Genomic DNA, 20,762 nt, shown 5'->3' on the forward strand with positions numbered 1-20,762 from the left:
CCCTGCCCGCCGGTGACCGGGTACCGGCCGACGCGCCGGTCAGTGCACCGCCGCCGGCTCCTCCGCCGTCGTGCGGGCCCGCTTGCCGAGGTGGTTGAAGACCAGGTTCAGGGTGACGGCCAGGAGGCAGCCGGTGGAGATGCCGGAGCCGAGGACGATCTGCGCCCAGGAGGGGAAGGCGTCGTAGAAGCCGTCCGAGAGAGCCGGGGCGAGGCCGGCGCCGAGGGTGACGACGACGATGAGGGCGTTGTCACCGCGGTGCAGGTCGGCCTGGAGCAGGGTCTGGATGCCGCTGACGGCGATGGAGCCGAAGAGGAAGAGGCTGACGGCGGCCAGTACGGGCATGGGGACGACCGAGATCAGGGCGGCCGCGGCCGGGCTGAGGCCGATCAGGACGAGCAGGCCGCCGCTGAGCGCGACGACGAAGCGGCTGCGGACGTTGGAGATCACGACCAGGCCGATGTTCTGCGCGAACGCGCTGGCGTGGAAGGCGTTGAAAAGCGGGCTGAGCGCGGAGCCGAGGCTGTCGGCGCGCAGGCCGCGGGCGATGGTCTTCTCGTCGACGTCCTTGTCCACGATCTTGCCCAGGGCGATCATGTCGGCGGTGGACTCGGTGAGGATCACCAGCATCACGACGCACATGGAGATGATCGCGGGGAGGGAGAACTGCGGGGCGCCGAAGTGCAGCGGGGACGGGATGCCCACCAGCGCCGCGTCGTCGAGCTTGGAGAAGTCGGCGAGGCCCATCGGGATCGCCAGCAGCGTGCCGAAGACCATCGCGAAGAGCATGCTGATCTGCTTCAGGAAGCCGCGGGTGAAGCGCTGCAGGAGCAGCATCACCAGGATCGTGGCGGCGGCCAGGGCGATGTTCTCGGGGTGCGGGGTGCCGCTCGACGAGCCGTCCACGATCCAGTCGTACGCGACGGGGATCAGTGAGACGCCGATGAGGAGGATGACCGAGCCGGTGACGACCGGCGGGAAGAAGCGCACCAGGCGGGAGAAGTAGGAGCTCACCAGGAAGCCGAAGAGGCTGGAGACGATGATCGCTCCGAAGACGACGGGCATGCCCGCCTTTACGCCGCCCTGAGTGGTGAGGATCGTCAGCATGACGCCGACGCCCGCGAAGGAGACGCCGTTGACGAACGGCAGCCGGGAGCCGATGAAGTTGCCGATGCCGAGGGTCTGCAGGAGCGTCGCGATGCCGGCCATCAGGAGGCTGCCGCCCATCAGGACGGCGGTGTCGGCGGCGGACATCTTCGCCGCGACCGCGACAACGAGCGGTACGGAGACGGCACCGGCGTACATCGAGGCGACGTGCTGCAGGCTCGCGACGAGCATGCGGCCCGCGGGCAGCACCTCGTCGACGGGGTGAACGGCGGCGGGGCCGGCCGCGGGTGGTGCGGAGGCGTCGGACGGGACGCGGGCAGAACTCATGGGTGGCGCTTCTTCCGTCTCGTACGGGATGCGGCCGGCCCCGCCCTGGGCTCCGTACGGTACGGAGCGGCCACGGCAGGACCGGCCTCAAGACTGGAAAGTAACTTCCGTCATGCGCTGGGCGGCACGACGTTACGTCAGTGCACCCCGGCAGCGGAAGACCCTTCTGCCGACCTCTGCGGCGGAATTCCTTCTTCCAGTTGCCCCTCTGTCCCCTGCTGTTCACCTTCACAACCTGCGCGAAGGTGGTTGAAGAGCAGGTTGAGGACGATGGCGATCAGACAGCCGGTGGAGATGCCGGAGTCCAGGACGACCAGCAGGTCCTTGGGGAAATTGTGGTAGAAGTCGGGCGCCGCGATCGGTATCAGGCCGATGCCGACGGCCGCCGCGACGATCAGCGCGTTCTCGCCCTTCTCCAGGGCCGCGGTCGACAGGGTCTGGATGCCGCTGGCGGCGACCGAGCCGAAGAGCACGATGCCCGCGCCGCCCAGGACCGGCAGCGGCACGAGGGAGATGACGGACGCGGCGATCGGACAGAGGCCCAGGACGATCAGGATCAGACCGCCGGCAGCCACGACGAAACGGCTGCGTACCTTGGTCATGGCGACCAGGCCGATGTTCTGCGCGAACGCGCTGCACGCGAAGCCGTTGAAGAGCGGGCTGACGGCCGTGCCGAGGGTGTCGGCGCGCAGGCCGCCCTCGATGGTGCGCTCGTCAGCGGGCCGGCCGACGATCTTGCCGAGCGCCAGCATGTCGGCGGTCGACTCGGTCATGCAGACCAGCATCACGATGCACATCGAAATGATCGCGGCGATGTCGAACTGCGGGGCGCCGAAGTGGAAGGGCGTCGGGAAGCCGACCACATCGGCCTTGGTGATCACGCTGAAGTCGGTGATGCCGACGGGTATCGCGATGAGCGTGCCGGCGATCAGGCCGAGCAGGATCGATATCTGCTGGAGGAAGCCGCGCAGGGTGCGCCGCAGGACCAGCACGATGACGAATGTCAGCGCTGCCATACCGATGTTGGTCAGCGACCCGTAGTCCGGCGCGGCCGCGTTGCCGCCCTGCGACCAGTTGAAGGCCACAGGCAGGAGCGAGACACCGATCAGGGTGATCACGGTGCCGGTGACGACCGGCGGGAAGAAGCGGACCAGCTTGGAGAAGTACGGCGCGAGGAAGAAGCCGAGGACGCCGGCGACGATCACCGCGCCGAAAATGATCGGCAGCGCGTTCTCGGGGCTCTGCGCCTTGCCGATGGCGACCATCGGGGTGACGCCCGCGAACGAGACGCCGTTGACGAACGGCAGCTTGGCGCCGATCTTCCAGAAGCCGAGGGTCTGCAGCAGGGTGGCGATACCGGCGGTGAAGAGGCTGGCGCCCATCAGGAACGCCGTCTCGGTCGCGCTCAGCCCGCAGGCCGGCCCGACGATCATCGGCGGGGCCACCACGCCCGCGTACATGGCGGCCACGTGCTGCAGGCCGCTGGTGAACATTCTGAAAGGCGGAAGGGTCTCGTCGACCGGATGCTTCCGGTCCCCCTCCACTTGCTGCCCGGGTGTTGCGGCCACTGCGGGCCTCCTTCGATTTCTGTGCCACCGGGCCGGTGGCACGAGCCTGTCACGGAGGGACTGCCATGTGATGCCGTGCGGGTGCGAGTGCGGTTGCGGGTGCTGCTGTGCGCTTATGGCGCGCGTGGAGGGGTGGTGCGTGGTGACGCGGGGAGAGCGGGTGAGGGACCGGCCCCGGGGACACGGGTTCGTGCCCGCGTCCCCGGGGTCCGGCGCTTGTGGACCCCGCTCGGATCCACAAGCTCAGCCGGGGGCCGTCCCCCCCGGCCGAGTCTTCAGGTGTGCCGTACGGGCTGTGCCGTACGGATGGTGCGTACCGCCGAGGGTCAGCCCCCGGCGGCGATGCGGGCGAGCCGCTGCGACTCGGCGCGCGCGGTGCGCGCGATGGCGTCCTCGTCGACGGTGACCAGGCGGTTGTCTTCGACCACCGGTGCGCCGTTGACCAGCGAGAGGGTCACCGGCGCCGCCGCGCCGAAGACCAGCGCGGTGACCGGGTCGGCGATGGTGGAGTGGCCGAGGCCGTCCAGCTTCCACAGCACCAGGTCGGCGAGCTTGCCGGCCTCCACCGAGCCGATCTGGCCGGCCCGGCCGAGCACCCGCGCGCCGCCGTAGGTGCCCAGGCGCAGCGCCTGACGGGCGTTCAGGGCGGCCTCGCGGTGCGGGCCGAGGCGGTTGATGAGGAGCGCGTTGCGCAGTTCGGTGTGCAGTTCGCCGGACTCGTTCGAGGCGGTGCCGTCCACGCCGAGGCCGACCGGGACGCCGGCCGCGAGCATGTCCGGTACCCGGGCGATGCCCGCCGCGAGGCGCGCGTTGGAGGACGGGCAGTGGGCGACGCCCGTACGGGTACGGGCGAAGGCCGCGATGTCCGAGTCGTTCATGTGGACGCAGTGCGCCATCCACACGTCCTCACCGAGCCAGCCGGTGGACTCGAAGTAGTCGGTCGGGCCCATGCCGAACAGCTCGTGGCAGAACTTCTCCTCCTCCACGGTCTCGCTGCCGTGGGTGTGGAGGCGTACTCCCTTGCGGCGGGCCAGCTCGGCGCCCTGCTTGAGGAGGTCGGTGGTGACCGAGAACGGCGAGCAGGGGGCGACGGCGATCTGCGTCATCGCGTCGAAGGAGGCGTCGTGGTGCCGGTCGATGGTCTCCTCGGTGGCCGCGAGCGCGCCCTCCAGGGACTCCACCGCGAAGTCCGGCGGCAGCCCGCCGTCCGACTCCCCGCGGTCCATCGAGCCGCGGGCGAGCGTGAAGCGTACGCCCATGTCGGACGCGGCCTTGATGATGGCGCCCGAGAGGTCGCCGGCGCCGCGCGGGTAGACGTAGTGGTGGTCCATCGCGGTGGTGACGCCGCCGCGGGCCATCATCGCCAGCGAGCCCTGCGCGGCCGCCGCCGCCATCGGCTCGTCGATGCGGGCCCAGGTGGGGTAGAGCGCGACCAGCCAGTTGAAGAGGTTGTGGTCGGTCGCGAGGCCGCGGGTGATCCACTGGTAGAAGTGGTGGTGCGTGTTGACCAGGCCGGGGGTGAGCAGGTGGCCGGTGCCGTCGATACGGCGGACGACACCGTCCAGGCCCTCGGGCGCGGGTCCCGCGCCCACCGACTCGATCCGGTTGCCGGCGACGACGACATGTCCCGAGGCGTACTCGGTGTCGTCGGCGTCGACGGTCGCGATCGCGCAGTTCTCGATGATGACGCGCGCGACCGCGCTGTCAGGGGATGCCGATGCTGCCATGGCGGTTCCTTCGTTCTCTGGCGGTTTTGGGCACGGCATGGCCCTACGGGATTTGAGTGCCGGAGCCGGGCGAGGCAGCTGACAGTACTGCTCCCCGTGGGGTGCTCCGGGTGCCGAGATGATGGAAGAACAGGTTGAGCAGGACCGCGACGAGCGCTCCGGCGCTGATACCGGAGCCCAGGACGGTCTGTGCCCAGGCCGGGAAGTCCGCGTAGAAGGTCGGCGCGGCGAGCGGGATGATCCCGGCGCCGAGCGAGACGGCCACGAGGATGATGTTGGAGCTGTCGTCCAGGCCCGCTTCGGAGAGCGTGCGGATGCCGCTGACGGCGATGGAGCCGAAGAGGACGATGCCGGCGCCGCCGAGCACGGGCATCGGGACCAGCGAGACGACCGCGCCGAGCACGGGGAAGGCGCCGAGCACGATGAGGGCACCGCCCGCGACGGCGACGACGTAGCGGCTGCGTACCTTCGTGAGCGAGACGACGCCGACGTTCTGCGCGAAGGCGCTGGTCGGAAAGCCGCCGAAGATCGGTCCGATGAGCGTCGCGATGCCGTCCGTACGAAGCCCGCGGGTGATGGTCTTCCCGGTGCACTCGCGGTCGCAGATCTCGCCGAGTGCCAGCATGCCCGCCGAGGACTCGGTCATCAGGACGAGCATGACGATGCACAGCGAGAGGATCGCGGCGGGCTGGAACTCCGGCGGGCCGAAGGCGAAGGGCGTGGGCAGCGCGGCGATGGGCGCCTCGCGGATCGAGGAGAAGTCCGCCAGGCCGAAGGGGATCGCGGCGAGGGTGCCGATGACCAGGCCGAGGAGGAGCGCGATCTGCTTGATGAAGCCCCGGGTGAACCGCTGGATGAGCAGGATGACCACGAGCGTGAAGCCGGCCAGTGCCAGGTACTTCATGTCGCCGTAGTCGGACGCCTTGGCGTCACCGCCCTGCGCCCAGCCGACCGGTACGGGCATCAGCGTGACCCCGATGAGGGTGATCACGACGCCGGTGACCAGCGGCGGGAAGAATTTCAGCAGCTTGCCGAAGAAGGGGCCGACGGCGAGGCAGAAGACGCCGGCGACCATGACCGCGCCGTAGATCGCGGGCAGTTGGTGCCCTTTGGCGGTGGTCTCGGCGATGGCGAGCATGGGCGTGATGCCGGCCGAGGAGGCGGCGTTCACGAACGGCAGCCGGTTTCCGGCGAACTTCCGTATCCCCAGGGTCTGCAGAAGGGTGGCGAGCCCGGCGATGAGGAGGCTCGCGGCGATCAGCCGGGTCTGCCCGGCCGAGTCCAGGTGGGCGGCCTGGCCGATGATGAGCGGAGGGGTGACCACGCCGGCGTACATGGCGGCGATGTGCTGGAGGGCGGCGGGGACGAGCCGCTTGGGCCCCAGCTTCTCGTCCACCGGGTGGACGTCGGTTACGGGGTGGTGCTCAACGTGCGATTGCTGTGCCATGGGTCGTTCCCCTCAGGATTCGCGGCCCCCTCCCGCCGTGCGGGATAACGGGAGGGGGAAACGAGGCACTTCGCGGCGTGGGAGAGCCGTCAGAGGTTGGTCATGTCCACCGGGATGCGTGCGTCGACACCGTCGCGCAGGATGGTGGCTTCGATGAGCCCGTACGGGCGGTCCGCCGCGTAGTAGACGGCCCCGTCCTTGGCCTCGTTGTCGAGGCCGAAGGGGGAGAGGTCCTGGCGGAAGTGGTGCTTGTTCGGCGCCGAGAAGCGGATCTCGTCTATCTCACTGCGGTTGTTGATGACCCGCGAACCCATTTGGTACAGGGTCTGCTGGAGCGAGAGGGAGTAGGTCTCGACGAAGGCGTTGAGGATGTGCTTCTTGACCTGGTCGTAGGACCGCTCCCAGCTCGGCATCCGCTGTTCGTCGGACGTCCAGTTGTGCCGCCACCAGGTGGAGAGCGAGGTGGCGAGGATACGGTCGTAGTCCTCCTGCAGCGTCGTGTACTTGTCCTTGATGTAGCCCCAGAACTCGGAGTTCGTGGAGTTCATCACGGTCAGGTCCTTGAGGCCCGAGAGGATCTCGAACTTCTCGCCGTCGTACGTGATCTGCGCGAGGCGGGTCTCCTGGCCCTTGCGGACGAAGGAGTGCTTGACCTCGTCGGCGCCGATGAACTTGGAGTTGGCGTCGGAGCCGGCGATGCGCTCCCAGGCGTACTCCTCGATGCGGATGCGCGCCCGGTGGATGGACGGCTGGCTGTCGACGAAGTGCCGGGCGAGGTGGATGCCGTACTGCTCGGCGGACTCGATGCCGTATTCCTTGGCGAACGCGAAGCAGGTGTTCTTCGTCGTGTCCGTCGGCAGGCAGTTGGCGTTGGAGCCGGAGAGGTGGACCTCCTCCAGGTCGCCGGAGAGGGCGACGGAGACGTTGAGGTCCTTGATGTGGTGCGTGTCGCCGTCCCGGGTGATCTTTACGACCCGGTTTTCCGCCTTGCCGTACTGGTTCTGGCCGAGAATCGTGGGCATGTCGGTGCTAGCTCCCTCGGTATACGGAGTAGCCGAACGGGTTGAGCAGCAGCGGTACGTGGTAGTGCTCGCCCGGCTTGACGGCAAAGGTGATTGCCACCTCCGGGAAGAAGGCTCCGCTGTCCCGTAGCGCGGGGGCGTCCTGCTGTTCCTCGGCTTGCTTGATCGAACTGTGCTGGCCTGCAAGGCTGTGCTGGCCTGCAACGAAGTACGCCTCGGTCTCGAAGTCGAGACGTACGTGCGTGGTGCCCGCCGGCAGGGCCGGCAGGTCCTTGCAGCGCCCGTCCGCGTCCGTCTTGGACGCGCCGTGCGCGGTCCATGCACCGTCGCTGCCGGAGCGCACCGAGAGCGTGAGGGCCACGCCCTCTGCGGGGCGGCCGACGCTGGTGTCCAGGATGTGCGTGGACACCGACGTCTGATCGGCAGCCGTGTCGCTGCTCATGCTGCGTCTCCTTCTGCGAGGCGGGTCAGGCGGATGCGGTTGATCTTGACGAGCTCCCCACGCACGATCTCTCGTTCGTGTTCCGGCGCGTTGTCGATCCGGTTACGGACCGCGTCCCTCATCTGCTCGGCGGTCAGGCCGGTGGCGCAGATGAGGAAGACGTGCCCGAAGCGCTCCTGGTAGGCCAGGTTCAGTTCGAGCATCTCGGCCTTGAGCTCGTCGGAGGCCCCCGCCATCCCGCGCTGCTCGCGGGAGGAGGTGGGGTCGCCCGGCTTGGGGCGGCCGATGGGCGGGTGCCCCGCCATCGCCTCGGCCAGGTCGTCCGCCGTCAGCTCGGCCATGGCGGCGTCACTGGCGGCGAAGAGGGCCTCGGTGTCGGCGTACGGGCGCTGCGCGAGGATCTTGCTCCCCCACGCCTCGCTGGCACACACCTCGTGCAGCGCGGCCTGGGCCTCGCTGACATCGGCGGCATTGAACCGGGTGAGCCCCGGAGTCGTACTCGAAGACACGGGAAGCCTCCGTGGCTGCGTCGTGCTGTGCGTTGGACGGGCTGGGCATAGCTAAGTCTCCCGACAACACCACGTCAACACTTTGTTGAAAACTCGGCAACACGAAAGCCGCCGTTCCGGAAACCCGGAACGACGGCTTGTGACGGTTTGCCGCGAGGTAAGTGACGGGAGCCGGTCAGCGCTCGGCCTTCGCCCCGTTCTCCCTGTTGAGATAGTTGTACACCGTAAAGCGCGAGACGCCGAGCGCGCTCGCGACGGTCTCCACGCCGTGCCGTACGGAGAAGGCGCCGCGGGTCTCCAGGATGCGCACGACCGACTGTTTGGTCTTGCGGTCCAGCTCGGCGAGCGGGCGGCCGTGCCGGCGCTCCAGGTCCGTCAGCAGGTGATCCAGGGAGTCGGAGAGGTGCGGCAGCCGTACGGCCACCCGGTCCTCGCCCTCCCAGGTCAGCACGACGTCGTCCCCCTGCGCCAGCTCCGGCGCGACCATCTCCCCGCCCATCGCATCCACCAGCGGCTTCACCGCCTGGACGAACGGGTGGTCGGCAGCCTCGGTCACCGCTCGGCCTCCTTGCCGTCCTGGCCGTCCCGGCCGTCGCGTACCACGTTGACCTGGAGCGAGACGCGGGTGGCGCCGGCCGCCAGGGACTCCCGCAGCAGCGCGTCCACCGCGGTGAGCACCCGCTCCGCGTCCCCCTCGGCGGTGTTGCCGAACGGGCCGACGTCGACCGCGTCCAGCTCGGCGCCCGTGACGACCTCACGGGCCACCACCGCGTGGTCCGGCGCCTCGTCCAGGTCGAACGGTTCCGTCGTGAACTCCACTCTCAATCGCACACCCGTCAACCTACTGCCGACGCCGGGCCGGCCACCAGAATCGGTCGTGCGGGCCCCCTTGACAGCTCTCCTTCCCCGCGGGCACTCTTCCAATACGCAGAAAGAAAGTTTCGCAATACGGAAGGCGCTTACCCCGCATGGGCTTCACCGACACGCGCTTCGACGTCAACCTGTCGATCCTCTTCACCGAGCTCCCGCTGCTGGAGCGCCCCGCCGCCGCGGCCGCCGCCGGCTTCACCGCGGTCGAGCTGTGGTGGCCGTGGGTCGACGCGCCGGTGCCCGAGCAGGCCGAGCTGGACGCCCTGCGGGACGCGCTGAACGACGCCGGCACCCGGCTTGTCGGCCTGAACTTCTACGCCGGTCAGCTCCCGGGCCCCGACCGCGGCGCCCTCTCCCTGCCCGGCGAGGAGTCCGAGAAGTTCCGCGCCAACGTACCGGTCGCGGTGGAGTTCGCCCGCACGATGGGCTGCACGGCGCTGAACGCCCTCTACGGCAACCGCATCGAGGGCGTCGACCCGGTCCTCCAGGACGAGGTGGCCCTCGCCAACCTCACCTACGCCGCCCGGGCCGCCGACTCCATCGGCGCGACGCTGCTGATCGAGGCGCTGAACAAGCCCGAGTCGCCGCTCTGCCCGATCGTCTCCGCGCCCAAGGCCATCGAGATCGTCGACAAGGTCAACGCGGCCACCGGGCTCGGCAACGCCAAGTTCCTGATGGACCTGTACCACCTGGCCATGAACGGCGAGGACCTCAACGAGGTCATCGACGCCTATGCGGACAAGACCGGGCACGTGCAGATCGCCGACAACCCCGGACGCGGCGCGCCCGGCACGACGGACGGGCCGGGGGGAGCGACCGATGCCGAGGATGACCGCCGCAGCGGCGGCCGCCCGGATCGTCCGGGATGAGAGCGGCGACGCCGCCTTCGGCTGCCCGGACACGCCCGGCGGCCCGCTGTACGCGGCGCTCGCGGCCGCCGGCACCGCTCTCCGCACCGCACGCCACGCACAGTCCGCAGCCCACATGGCCGACGGCTGGGCCCGCGCGAGCGGGCGCACCGGGGTGGTCGTCGCGGGCGCGGCGTCGGGGCCGGGGCTGGTCCCCGGACTGCACGCCGCACGCACCGACGGCGTGCCCCTGATCTGCCTCACCGCGGGACCCGCGGAGCCGGTACGGGCGGTGGCCAAGCAGGTCTTACCGGCCGCCTCGGCCGCCCGCCTGCCGTGGGCGCTGCGCGAGGCGTTCCGTACGGCCCGCGAGGGCCGGCCGGGGCCGGTGCTGGTGGAACTGCCCGCCGACGCCGGGACGGAGATCGCATACGATCCGGCGGTCGACGCGTCACTGCCCGTACGGAGCGGCGCACCGCATCCGCCGCAGGTCGCGACCGCGCTGGAGCTGCTGCTGGCCGCGCGCCGACCGCTGCTGCTGGCGGGCGGCGGGGTGACCGCGGCGGACGCCGGTGCCGCGCTGCGCGCGCTGGCCGGCCGGCTGCGGGTGCCGTTCGCCGACACCCCGGGCGGCCGCGGCTGCGCGGGGGACGGCGACGAGCTGTACGCCGGTACCGTCGGGTGCTCTCCGGGGCAGCAGGCCCTCGGTGCGGCGGACTGCGTGCTCGCGCTCGGCACCGGGCGGGCCGCCGGCCTCCTCGCGGGGGTGCCCACGGTGATCCAGGTGGACGCCGAGCCGTCGGCGATCGGCGGGTACGGCACGGCCGGCCTGGGGATCGTCGCGGATGCGCGGCTCTTCCTGGAGGCGCTGCACGACGCCGCCCGGGAGAGCACGGCGCGGCCTCGAACCTGGACCGGGCCCACCGGGGCCGCGGTCCCTGCGCCCGGCCCGGGCGGCGCCCCGGTCCCGGTCCGCCGGGTCCACGCGGAGCTCGACGCGGCCTTCGGTACGGACGCCTGCTTCGTCCTCACGGAGGAGGTGTACGGAGAGTGGGGCGGCGCCCTGCTCCCGGTCGGCAGGCCACGGCGGCTGCTGCTCGGCGGCCGCGGCGGGCCATCCGGCTGGGCGGTCCCCGCGGCGCTCGGCGCACGGGCCGCACTGGCCGCCGCGGCACCGGACGCCGTACTGGTCGGCATCGGCACGGGGCCCGGACTCCCGCCGCTCGCCGAGGAGTTGGCGGTCGCAGCGGAGTGCTCGGTGCCGTACGTGCAGTTACTGCTCGGCCGGGACGAGCGCGGTCCGGACGCCGTGCGTCTGGCCGAGGCGTACGACTGCTCGGGGTGCCGGGTCACGGCCCGCGACGGGCTGCGCTCCGCGCTGGAGTGGGCCCGCAAGGAGGCCGTCTCCACGCGGCGCCCGGTCCTGGTGGACGTGCTGGCCAGGCCCGATACATAACAGCACACACAGACTTCCGGCGGCGGCGCCGACACCTGTCCTGTCGCGCCCAGGTGCCGCCGCCGGGAACCCTTTTCCGGCCGCTGCGTGCGGTGGTAGAAGGACACCAGCAAGTTTTCAACAAACTGTTGACGTTTGGTTGGAGCCCTCCATACGCTCCAACATGCGGAAGTCGGCTTCCGCGCTCTTCGTACGGAAGGTCACCATGACGAAGCCCTCGCTGACGGCGCGCACACTCACCACGGAGTCGGGCGCCCCCGTCGCCGACAACCAGAACTCCGCCACCGCCGGCATCGGTGGCCCGATCGTCCTGCAGGACCAGCACCTGATCGAGAAGCTCGCCCGCTTCAACCGGGAGCGCATCCCGGAGCGTGTGGTGCACGCCCGCGGTTCCGGCGCGTACGGCTACTTCGAGGTGACCGACGACGTCACCGGCTTCACCCGCGCCGACTTCCTGAACACCGTCGGCAAGCGGACCGAGCTCTTCATCCGCTTCTCGACCGTCGCCGACAGCCTCGGCGGCCCGGACGCGGCGCGTGACCCGCGCGGCTTCGCGGTCAAGTTCTACACCGAAGAGGGCAATTACGACCTCGTCGGCAACAACACCCCGGTGTTCTTCATCAAGGACCCGATCAAGTTCCCCGACTTCATCCACTCGCAGAAGCGCGACCCCTTCACGGGCAAGCAGGAGCCGGACAACGTCTGGGACTTCTGGGCGCACGCCCCCGAGGCCACCCACCAGGTCACCTGGCTGATGGGCGACCGGGGCATCCCGGCCTCGTACCGCCACATGAACGGCTACGGTTCGCACACCTACCAGTGGACCAACGCCGAGGGCGAGCAGTTCTTCGTCAAGTACCACTTCAAGACCAACCAGGGCATCCGCTGCCTGGACGCCGACCAGGGCGCCGAGCTGGCCGGCAAGGACGCCAACTCGCACCAGACGGACCTGCTGCAGTCCATCGAGCGCGGCGTGTACCCGTCCTGGACGCTGTACGTGCAGATCATGCCGGCGGCCGAGGCGGCGGACTACCGCTTCAACCCGTTCGACCTGACCAAGGTGTGGCCGCACAAGGACTACCCGCTGCAGCGCGTCGGCCGGATGGTCCTGGACCGCAACCCGGACAACGTCTTCGCCGAGGTCGAGCAGTCCGCCTTCTCGCCGAACAACTTCGTGCCCGGCATCGGCCCGTCCCCCGACAAGATGCTGCAGGGCCGGCTCTTCGCCTACGCCGACGCGCAGCGCTACCGCCTGGGCGTCAACCACACCCAGCTCCCGGTCAACGCCCCCAAGGCGACCGTGGCGAACAACTACGGCCGGGACGGTCTGATGGCCTCCAACTCCCAGGGCCGGCAGGCGAAGAACTACGAGCCGAACAGCTACGACGGCCCGGTGCAGACGAACGAGGCGCTGTCCGCCCCGTTCGCCCTCACCGGCCACACCGGCACCCACGAGGCCCCGCAGCACACGAAGGACGACGACTTCTTCCAGGCCGGCGAGCTCTACCGGCTGATGTCGGAGGAGGAGAAGAAGCGCCTGGTGGCGAACATCGCCGGCGGCCTCTCGCAGGTCTCCCGCGACGACGTCATCGAGAAGAACCTCGCGCACTTCCACGCGGCGGACCCGGACTACGGCAAGCGCGTCGAGGCCAAGGTCCGCGAGCTGCGCGAGGACTGAGCTCCGGTCCTCGAAAGGCTGCGTGAGGACTGACGGGAGGTCAGCACCCTTGCGCGTCCGTACCGTCCGGCCCGTTGAGGGGTGGCCGGGCGGTACGGACCGGCCGGCGGCTTCGGCCGCCGGCCGACGGTGGGCTCCGCGGCGCGGCGGGAGAAACCAGTGCGGTGGTACGGGCGCGTCTCATAGGGAAGGGCGCGTTCCTCTCCCCCGCACCGCGGAGCACACCTTCTCCACCCCATCCCTCACCCCATCCCTCACCCCATCCCTCACTCCAGACTCCGTCCGGTGGCGCGTGTCCTGTCGCGCCTGTAACCCGTGCCACCGGGCGGGAACCACCCGCAGGGCCCGGCACGTCCGTACGGTCACGGACGTGCCGGGCCCTGTGCGCGTCTCTCCTCGCGATTCGCCCCATGAACGGCGCATTCCGGGAGACCATGGACGGCGATGAGCCGAACGACCCGCCAGGAGCCGAACATGGCCGACAGCGTGCCGGTGCGCTGCCCCACGTGCCGCCGCGAGAACGCCTTCACCCCGCCCACCTTCCCGTGCGCGTGCGGGGCGCCGCTGACGATGCCCGTGCTGCGCGGCGGGGTGCCCGTCGAGATCGAGCACCGCACCTGGCAGAGCTCCTGGGTCGAGGTGCGCTGCGAGTCCTGCGGGCGGCTGGACGAGTGGCCGGCGCCCGAGTCGGCGTGCGCCTGCGGCACGGTCGTCCGAGTCCCGGTGATACCGGCCCCGGGACCGCCGGCCCCGGAGACCACCCCGCTCGGCCGCGCGGTGCACCGCTCCCCCGCGCCCCCGGCCACGCTGCGCCCCGCCTTCCGCCCGGTGACGATCCGCACCGCGCGGGACTGCGTCACCGCCGCCGTCCAGTACCTGAAGTGGCTGGGCTTCACCGAGGTCGTACGGGCCCCCGAGCGCAGCTCGTCGGGGGTGGACGTGCGGGGCCGCGGACTGGTCGCCCAGGTCGACCCGACCACCCGACCGACCCGGCTGCGGGAGATCGAGACGGTCTGGCTGAACGGCCTCAACGACTCCGCGCTCGCGGTGTTCTTCTCCCTGGCCGGTTACGCGCGCGACGCCCGGGCCCGCGCCGACGCGCTGCACGTCCCGCTCTTCGTCATGGACCTCACGGGCACCCCGCAGCCGGTGAACGACCCGGCGGACGAGCTGATCAGGAAGGGTCCGTGACCCGTTCCCGTTCCTGACTCAGGTCGGCACGGGCCGGGTTCTCCTGCGAGTTCCGGTAGCCGAACACCGCGTACACGATCAGCCCGAGCACCATCCACCCGGCGAACCGCACCCAGGTCACCGGGTCCAGATTGCTGATCAGCCAGACGGAGAAGGCGACGCCGATGGCCGGTACCAGCGGGACCAGCGGCGTACGGAAGGCACGCGGCAGGTCGGGCCGGGTGCGGCGCATGACGACCACGGCCACCGCGACGACGATGAACGCCATCAGGATGCCGATGTTGGTGAGATCGGCGGCCTCCCGGATCGGCAGGAACCCGGCGATCAGCGCGGACCCGATGCCGACGGGCCAGATCACCCGGGTCGGCACCTGCCGCTTCGGGTGGTTGCGGGCGAAGTAGCGCGGCAGCAGCCCGTCCCGGCTCATCGAGTACCAGACCCGGGACACCGCCAGCATGTTGGCGAAGGCCGAGGTGGTGATGCCGATGATCGCGCCGACGGCGACGACCATGCCCAGCCCGCCGAGACCGACGGAGGCCAGCGCGCTGGAGAACGGGCTGTGCACGTCGATGCGGCGGTAGTCCTGCATGCCCAGCAGCACGACACACACCAGCAGATAGATCACGGCCGCGATGCCGAGGGAGATCACGATGGCTTTCGGCAGCACCTTCTTCGCCTCGGCGCTCTCCTCAGCGGCCGCGCTCATCGCGTCGTACCCGTAGACCGCGAAGAACGTGGTCGCGGCGCCGGTGAACGCGCCACCGAGGCCGTACGGCAGGAAGGGACTGTAGTTCCCCGCCGAGATGTGGAAGGCCCCGGCGATCACCACCAGCGCCACGATGCCCAGCTTGACCACGACCAGGATCGTCTCGAAGCGCGCCGACTCCTTCGTCCCGCGCGAGAGCACGAAGGCGAGGAGGAGGCACAGGAGCGCGGCGAGCAGGTCCACGCGGTGCCCGGCGCCGGTGCCGGGCGCGCCGAGCATCCAGGCCGGCAGGTCGAGGCCGATGCCGTGCAGCACGTACGAGAAGTATCCGGAGACGGCGATGGCCACCACGGCGACGATCGCGGTGTACTCCAGCAGCAGGTCCCAGCCGATGGCCCAGCCGACGACCTCGCCGAGCGCCGCGTAGGAGTAGGTGTACGCGGAGCCCGCCTTCGGGATCGTGCCCGCGAACTCGGCGTAGCAGAGCGCCGCCGCGCTGCTGGCGATGATCGCGATCAGGAAGGAGAGCATCACGCCGGGTCCGGCGTCCTCGTGCGCGACGACCCCGGCCAGCGAGAAGACGCCCGCGCCCACCAGGCCGCCCAGGCTCAGCGCGACCAGCTGCCACAGGCCCATCGTGCGGCGCAGTCCGCCGGCGGACTCCTCCTCGGAGGAGTCCACGGGCTTGCGGCGGAAGATCTCTCTCGCGACGCTCACAGGACGAAGCCTTCGGGGAAGGGATCGCGGGGATCCAGCAGGTAGTTGGCGATGGCGGTGATCCAGGCGCGGCCGGAGAACTCCGGTACGACGGCGGGGAGTCCGCCGACCTCGGTGGTGCCGACGAGCCGCCCGGTGAACCGGGTGCCGATGAACGACTCGTTCACGAACTCGGTGTCCAGCGGGAGTTCGCCGCGTGCGTGGAGCTGGGCCATCCGGGCCGAGGTACCCGTGCCGCACGGCGAGCGGTCGAACCAGCCGGGGTGGATGGCCATGGCGTTGCGCGAGTGCCGGGCGTCCGACCCCGGCGCGAGGAACTGGACGTGCTTGCAGCCGGAGATGAGCGGGTCGGTGGGGTGCTCCGGGCGGTTCTGCTCGTTGACGGCCTTCATGATCGAAAGGCCCGCCGCCAGGATCTCGTCCTTGCGGGCCCGGTCGAACGGCAGCCCCAGCCGCTCCAGTTCCACGATCGCGTAGAAGTTGCCGCCGTACGCCATGTCGTAGCGGGCCTCGCCCAGCCCGGGGACGTCCACCTTGGCGTCCTGTTCGAGCGCGAACGCATCGACATTGCGCAGGGTGACTCGCTCCGCCACACCGTCCCGCACGGTCACCCGCGCCTCGACCAGCCCGGCCGGGGTGTCCAGCCGGACAACCGTCTCCGGCTCGGTGACCGGGACCATGCCGGTCTCGACCAGGACGGTGGCGACGCCGATCGTGCCGTGCCCGCACATCGGCAGGAAGCCGCTGACCTCGATGTACAGGACGCCCCAGTCGGCGTCGGGACGGGTGGGCGGCTGCAGCAGGGCGCCGCTCATGGCGGGGTGGCCGCGCGGCTCGTCGACGAGGAACCGGCGGAGCCCGTCGAGGTGTTCGACGGCGTACCGGCGGCGGTCGGCCATGGTGGCGCCCGGTATCGGGCCCACCCCGCCGGTCACCACGCGGGTGGGCATCCCCTCGGTGTGCGAGTCGACGGCGCTGAGGGTGCGAGTCGACCTCATCAGGCGGCCGCCAGCTTCTCGAGCGCGGTGATGGCGCGGGCCATGTCGGCCCTGACCTGCTCGCGGTGCTCGGGGACGAGCGGGCCGCGCGGCGGGCGGCAGGGACCGCCGTACCGGCCGACCTGCTCCATGCCCGCCTTGATGGCCTGCACGAATTCGGTGCGGGAGTCCCAGCGGAAGGCGGCGACCAGCGGCTCGTACAGCGCGCGTGCCTCCTCCAGCCGACCGGCCCTGGCCAGCGCGTACAGCTTCGCGGACTCGGCGGGGAAGACGTTCGGGAAGCCCGCGAACCAGCCGACCGCGCCCATCAGCAGGCTCTCCAGGACCACGTCGTCCGCGCCGCTGATGATGTCGATCCCCGGCGCCTGTTCCTTGATCTCCAGCACGCGCCGCACATCGCCGGAGAACTCCTTGACCGCCACGACGTTGTCGATCCCCGCGATCTCGCCGAGGAGTTGCGGGGTGAGGTCGACCTTGGTGTCGATGGGGTTGTTGTAGACCATGACGGGCAGGCCGACGCCGGCCACCGCCTCGAAGTGGGCGAGCACCTCGCCGGGGTTGGCGCGGTACATGGTCGGCGGCAGACAGAGCACGCCGTCGGCGCCGTCCTCGGCGGCCACCTCGGCCCAGTGCCGGGCCTGGTGGCTGCCGACGCCGTGCACACCGACGATCACGGTGCCGTCACCGCCGACCGCTTCGATCGCGGTACGGGCGACCGCGCGGCGCTCCTCGTCGGTCAGGGAGGAGTACTCCCCCAGCGAGCCGTTCGGGCCGACGCCGTCGCAGCCGTTGGCCACCAGCCAGCGGCAGTGCTCGGCGTAACGGTCCAGGTCGGGAGCGAGGCCCGCGGGGGCGGCGGCGTCCTCGCGGTACGGGAGCGCGGTGGCGACGACCACGCCGCCGAGGCCGGCGGGGCGGTGGGAGGCGGTGCTGTTCACGCGGTGCTCTCCTTCGTGTCGGGTTCCGAGGGGGCGGGGCTACTGGCCAGCTCACCCAGACGGATGGGCTGGGCGATGGGGCGGCGGTGCGGGGCTGCGACGGGCAGGCCGTCCGCCGGGCACCCGGGGCTGTTCCCGCTCAGCCGGGCCGTGAGCTCGGCGACGGTGGGTCCGCAGATCCGGGCCTGGCAGGGGCCGAGGCCCGCGCGGGTGGCGAGCTTGGCGACGCGCGGCGCGGCGCCGGCCTCCTCGGTGGCGGCCCGGCAGAGCGTCCCGTAATCGGTCTCCTCGCAGCGGCAGATCACGGTCTCCGGGCGCAGCCAGCCGGGCCAGGCCGACCCGACGGGATGGGCGGCGGCCAGCCGGGCGGCGAAGGCGCGGCCCCGGTCGCGGTTGCGGCGGACCCGGCGCAGCGCGGGCGTCGCGGGGTCGCCGCCGCCCGCGAGCCAGCCCGCGAGCGCGCCCTCGGTACGGGCGGCCGGCGCGCCCGCGATGCCGGTGATCTCCCCGGCCGCGTACACGCCCGGGCAACTGGTGAGCTGGTCACCGTCGACGGCCACGAACTCACCGGCCGGGGACCGCAGCAGCGCGCAGCCCGCGGCCAGCGGCAGCTCGAGTTGCGGGCTGAAGCCGTGGCTGACGCAGAGCGCGTCCACGGCGACGGTCACCTCGCTTCCCGGTATCACCGACCAGTCGGGCCGCAGCCGCGCGGTGACCGCCTCTTCCACGCGGCCGTCCCCGCGCGCCTCGATGACGGTCCTGCCCATGCGATACGGGACCCGGCGGTGGGCCAACAAAGCGGTGTACTCGGCGAGTTCGGCGGCTTTGCCGGGCTGCTCGGCCAGTTCCCAGGGGCGGCGCGCCCAGCCGCGGGCGACGGTCCGGGGCGGGTTCGCCTCCAGGACCGCCCGTACCCCGGCGCCCGCCTCCAGCAGCGCGGCGGCGACGGGGAGCAGGAACGGTCCGCTGCCCGCGAGCAGCACGTCGTCGCCGATGACCAGCCGCTCCCCCTTGGCGAGCGCCTGCGCGGCACCGGCCGCGTACACCCCGGGCAGCTCCCAGCCGGGGAACGGGAGTACTCGGTCGTGGGCGCCGGGGGCGAGGACCAGCGCGTCGGGGGCGAGGGTGCGGCGCGGCCGGTCCGTGCCGTCGGCGGGGCCGGTCAGGGTGTGGACGAGGGGCAGCCCGGGGTGCCCGGGTTCCGGCCGCTCCAGCGCCCAGACCGCGGTCTCCGCCAACCAGGTACAGCGCGGATGGCCGAGGACGCGGCGGCGCAGGCGCTCGAACGCGGCCCAGCCGTGGTGCAGCCGGCCGGGCCGGGCGGCACCGTACTCCTCGGGCAGCATGCGGTGGTACTGACCTCCGGGCCGCTCGGCCGCGTCGAGGAGGGTGACCGCGGCCCCGGCGGCCAGCGCGGAGGCGGCAGCGGCGAGCCCTGCGGGACCGGCGCCGATCACGACGACCTGACGCACCGTCATGCGCCCTCCCCCGCAGCGCCGTCGGTCGATCCGTCCGCCCGACTCTGGGTCGTCACCACGTCCCCGTCCGCTACCTCCGCCCGACTCTGGCTCGCCGCCACATCCCCGTCCGCTACCTCCACCCGACTCTGGGTCGTCACCACATCCCCGTCCGCCGCCCGGCGCCGGCAGGCCCGTACGTCCGGCGCGCCGTTGACGGTCAGTACGCAGTCGAAGCACACGCCGATGCCGCAGAACACCCCGCGCGGGGCGCCCGAGCGTGCCGTGCGCCAGGACGTGCGGCCGGCCGCGAGCAGTACTCCCGCGATGCTCTGGCCCGCGATGCCGGTGACCGGCTCGCCGTCCACGGTGATACGGAGCGGCCGGCCGGGCCGCCGCCCGGTGGCGTCGGCCGCGGCACGGATCAGTCGGGGGCTCATGCGCTCTCCTCACTCGGGGCCAGTGCGCCCAGTACGGCGGGGCGGTCCACCCGGAACGGGGCGGGGTCGATCTCCGGTTCGGTGCCGCGCACCAGGTCGCGCAGCAGGCGGGCGGTGCCGAGTGAGAGGCCGATGCCGGCGCCCTCGTGGCCGCTCGCGTGCCACAGCCCGGGCAGCCGCGGGTCGGCGCCGATGACCGGGAGGTGGTCGGGCACGTACGGGCGGAAGCCGCCGTACGCGCGCATCACGGGGACGCCCGCGAGGCCGGGGAAGAGCCGGAGCGCCTTCGCCGCGATCGCGGCGAGCACCTCGGGGCGCAGCCGGTCGTCGAAGCCGGTGCGGCGGCGGGAGGAGCCGAGCAGGACGGTGCCGCCGCGGGTGGCCTCGACGACGGCCGAGGTCTGCAGGTCCTCGGCGCTGCTGCCGACGGCGCCCACGTAGTCGGCGTCGTAGACCTTGTGGAAGACGGTGGGCGGCAGGGGCGCGGTGACGAGGATGTCGCCGCGGCGGGGGCGGACGTCGACGGGGGCGCCGAGGCGGGCGGCGAGCCGCCCGGACCAGGGGCCCGCCGCGTTGACGAAGAGGTCGGCGGCCAGGTCGCCTTCGGCGGTACGGACGGCGGTGAGGCGGCCGCCCCTCGTGCGGGCGCCGAGGACCTCGCAGCCGGTGCGCAGCGTGGCGCCGTGCGCGAGGGCGTCGCCGAGCAGTGCCGCGGCCGCGGCGGCGGGCTGCACCTGGGCGTCCTCGGGGTAGTGCAGGGCGGCGGTGTGGTCGCGGGTGACGTGCGGCTCGGCGGCGGCGAGCGCGTCGGCGTCCAGGACCTCGGCCCGGACGCCCGCCGCACGCTGGTCGGCGGCGAAACGGTGGAGCCCGTCCGCGCCCGCTTCGGTGGTGGCGACGACGATGCCGCCCTTGGGGTCCCATTCGACGGCGCGTACGGCGTCGGCGCTGCCGGACGGCCCGTTGGCGCTGCCGGCCGGCCCGTCGGCGATCGCGGCCAGCGCCTCGGGCCAGAGGCGGCGCGACAACTGGGCCAGCCGCAGCTCGGGCCCCGGGCCCTTGTCGGAGACGAGGACGTTGCCCTCGCCGTGTGCGGTGGTCGCCTCGGCGGCGCCGCCCCGGTCCAGGACGGTCACCTGGAAGCCGCCGGCCAGGGCCAGTTCGCGTGCGCAGGCCGCGCCGACGATCCCGGCGCCGAGCACCACGACCCGCGTTCCGTTCATCGACCGCATTGGCCGCCCCTTCGTTCGCTTTACCGAACGATGCGAGGCTAGGAGGGGGCCGTCGTGAGGTCAATGGGGGCAACACGGATTT

At 71.7% G+C, this 20,762-nt stretch carries 19 protein-coding genes; 4 read left to right on the forward strand and 15 right to left on the reverse strand.

Annotated elements, in window-relative coordinates; genetic code table 11:
* Positions 1–39 precede the first annotated feature (39 nt).
* From IG84_RS0123860 to IG84_RS0123900, 9 genes are all read right to left on the reverse strand, one after another.
* Positions 40–1,434 carry a nucleobase:cation symporter-2 family protein gene (locus tag IG84_RS0123860; protein WP_051862308.1) on the reverse strand — a complete coding sequence of 465 codons (1,395 nt, stop codon included), beginning with the start codon at positions 1,432–1,434 and terminating at the stop codon, positions 40–42.
* Between the two features lie 137 nt (positions 1,435–1,571).
* The gene (locus IG84_RS0123865; protein WP_031060914.1) at positions 1,572–3,002 is read right to left on the reverse strand and encodes a nucleobase:cation symporter-2 family protein; all 1,431 of its coding nucleotides are present in this window, start codon (positions 3,000–3,002) and stop codon (positions 1,572–1,574) included.
* A 326-nt stretch (positions 3,003–3,328) separates the two neighbouring features.
* The gene (locus tag IG84_RS0123870) at positions 3,329–4,729 is read right to left on the reverse strand and encodes an 8-oxoguanine deaminase (protein ID WP_031060918.1); all 1,401 of its coding nucleotides are present in this window, start codon (positions 4,727–4,729) and stop codon (positions 3,329–3,331) included.
* 43 nt (positions 4,730–4,772) lie between these two features.
* Positions 4,773–6,176 (reverse strand): nucleobase:cation symporter-2 family protein, encoded by a 1,404-nt coding sequence (locus IG84_RS0123875; protein ID WP_051862309.1) that lies wholly within the window; start codon positions 6,174–6,176, stop codon positions 4,773–4,775.
* An 89-nt stretch (positions 6,177–6,265) separates the two neighbouring features.
* A complete protein-coding gene (pucL, locus tag IG84_RS0123880; protein ID WP_031060924.1) occupies positions 6,266–7,198 on the reverse strand; it encodes a factor-independent urate hydroxylase in 933 nt (310 codons plus the stop codon).
* Between the two features lie 7 nt (positions 7,199–7,205).
* Positions 7,206–7,640 carry a hydroxyisourate hydrolase gene (gene uraH / locus IG84_RS0123885; RefSeq protein WP_031060927.1) on the reverse strand — a complete coding sequence of 145 codons (435 nt, stop codon included), beginning with the start codon at positions 7,638–7,640 and terminating at the stop codon, positions 7,206–7,208.
* A complete protein-coding gene (uraD, locus tag IG84_RS0123890) occupies positions 7,637–8,149 on the reverse strand; it encodes a 2-oxo-4-hydroxy-4-carboxy-5-ureidoimidazoline decarboxylase (protein WP_030252595.1) in 513 nt (170 codons plus the stop codon). The genes uraH and uraD overlap by 4 nt, the downstream gene beginning before the upstream one ends.
* Before the next feature lie 175 nt (positions 8,150–8,324).
* Complete coding sequence (locus tag IG84_RS0123895) at positions 8,325–8,705, reverse strand: helix-turn-helix domain-containing protein (protein ID WP_031060930.1); 381 nt, start codon at positions 8,703–8,705, stop codon at positions 8,325–8,327.
* The gene (locus IG84_RS0123900) at positions 8,702–8,980 is read right to left on the reverse strand and encodes a YkoF family thiamine-binding protein (RefSeq protein WP_078649279.1); all 279 of its coding nucleotides are present in this window, start codon (positions 8,978–8,980) and stop codon (positions 8,702–8,704) included. The genes IG84_RS0123895 and IG84_RS0123900 overlap by 4 nt, the downstream gene beginning before the upstream one ends.
* Before the next feature lie 137 nt (positions 8,981–9,117).
* Here IG84_RS0123900 and IG84_RS0123905 point away from each other — a divergent pair, with 137 nt between their 5' ends.
* The 4 genes from IG84_RS0123905 (at position 9,118) to IG84_RS0123920 (ending at position 14,192) form a co-directional block, all read left to right on the forward strand.
* Positions 9,118–9,888, forward strand: coding sequence for a TIM barrel protein (locus IG84_RS0123905; RefSeq protein WP_078649281.1), 771 nt, complete (start codon positions 9,118–9,120; stop codon positions 9,886–9,888).
* Positions 9,839–11,323, forward strand: coding sequence for a thiamine pyrophosphate-binding protein (locus tag IG84_RS41245; protein ID WP_169749896.1), 1,485 nt, complete (start codon positions 9,839–9,841; stop codon positions 11,321–11,323). Before IG84_RS0123905 ends, IG84_RS41245 begins: the two co-directional genes overlap by 50 nt.
* 205 nt (positions 11,324–11,528) lie before the next feature.
* Complete coding sequence (locus IG84_RS0123915; protein WP_031060943.1) at positions 11,529–13,001, forward strand: catalase; 1,473 nt, start codon at positions 11,529–11,531, stop codon at positions 12,999–13,001.
* 474 nt (positions 13,002–13,475) lie between these two features.
* Positions 13,476–14,192: a hypothetical protein gene (locus IG84_RS0123920; RefSeq protein WP_031060945.1), complete on the forward strand. Its 717-nt coding sequence runs from the start codon at positions 13,476–13,478 to the stop codon at positions 14,190–14,192.
* On the opposite strand, the gene IG84_RS0123925 is transcribed toward IG84_RS0123920, so the two are convergent.
* From IG84_RS0123925 to IG84_RS0123950, 6 genes are all read right to left on the reverse strand, one after another.
* Positions 14,176–15,534 carry an amino acid permease gene (locus IG84_RS0123925; RefSeq protein ID WP_245659570.1) on the reverse strand — a complete coding sequence of 453 codons (1,359 nt, stop codon included), beginning with the start codon at positions 15,532–15,534 and terminating at the stop codon, positions 14,176–14,178. The genes IG84_RS0123920 and IG84_RS0123925 overlap by 17 nt on opposite strands.
* 77 nt (positions 15,535–15,611) lie before the next feature.
* Positions 15,612–16,613, reverse strand: a complete 1,002-nt coding sequence (locus IG84_RS0123930; RefSeq protein ID WP_031060949.1) for a proline racemase family protein — start codon at positions 16,611–16,613, stop codon at positions 15,612–15,614.
* Positions 16,613–17,551 (reverse strand): dihydrodipicolinate synthase family protein, encoded by a 939-nt coding sequence (locus tag IG84_RS0123935; protein WP_031060952.1) that lies wholly within the window; start codon positions 17,549–17,551, stop codon positions 16,613–16,615. The genes IG84_RS0123930 and IG84_RS0123935 overlap by 1 nt, the downstream gene beginning before the upstream one ends.
* On the reverse strand, positions 17,548–19,029 hold the full coding sequence (locus IG84_RS0123940) for an FAD-dependent oxidoreductase (RefSeq protein WP_031060955.1): 1,482 nt from the start codon (positions 19,027–19,029) through the stop codon (positions 17,548–17,550). The genes IG84_RS0123935 and IG84_RS0123940 overlap by 4 nt, the downstream gene beginning before the upstream one ends.
* Entirely contained in the window at positions 19,026–19,448 is a 423-nt protein-coding gene (locus IG84_RS38160) for a 2Fe-2S iron-sulfur cluster-binding protein (RefSeq protein WP_078649285.1), read from the reverse strand. Before IG84_RS38160 ends, IG84_RS0123940 begins: the two co-directional genes overlap by 4 nt.
* Positions 19,445–20,671, reverse strand: coding sequence for an NAD(P)/FAD-dependent oxidoreductase (locus tag IG84_RS0123950; protein ID WP_031060960.1), 1,227 nt, complete (start codon positions 20,669–20,671; stop codon positions 19,445–19,447). The genes IG84_RS38160 and IG84_RS0123950 overlap by 4 nt, the downstream gene beginning before the upstream one ends.
* Between the last annotated feature and the right edge of the window lie 91 nt (positions 20,672–20,762).

This window comes from Streptomyces ochraceiscleroticus (assembly GCF_000720485.1).
Classification (GTDB): Bacteria; Actinomycetota; Actinomycetes; order Streptomycetales; family Streptomycetaceae; genus Streptomyces; species Streptomyces ochraceiscleroticus.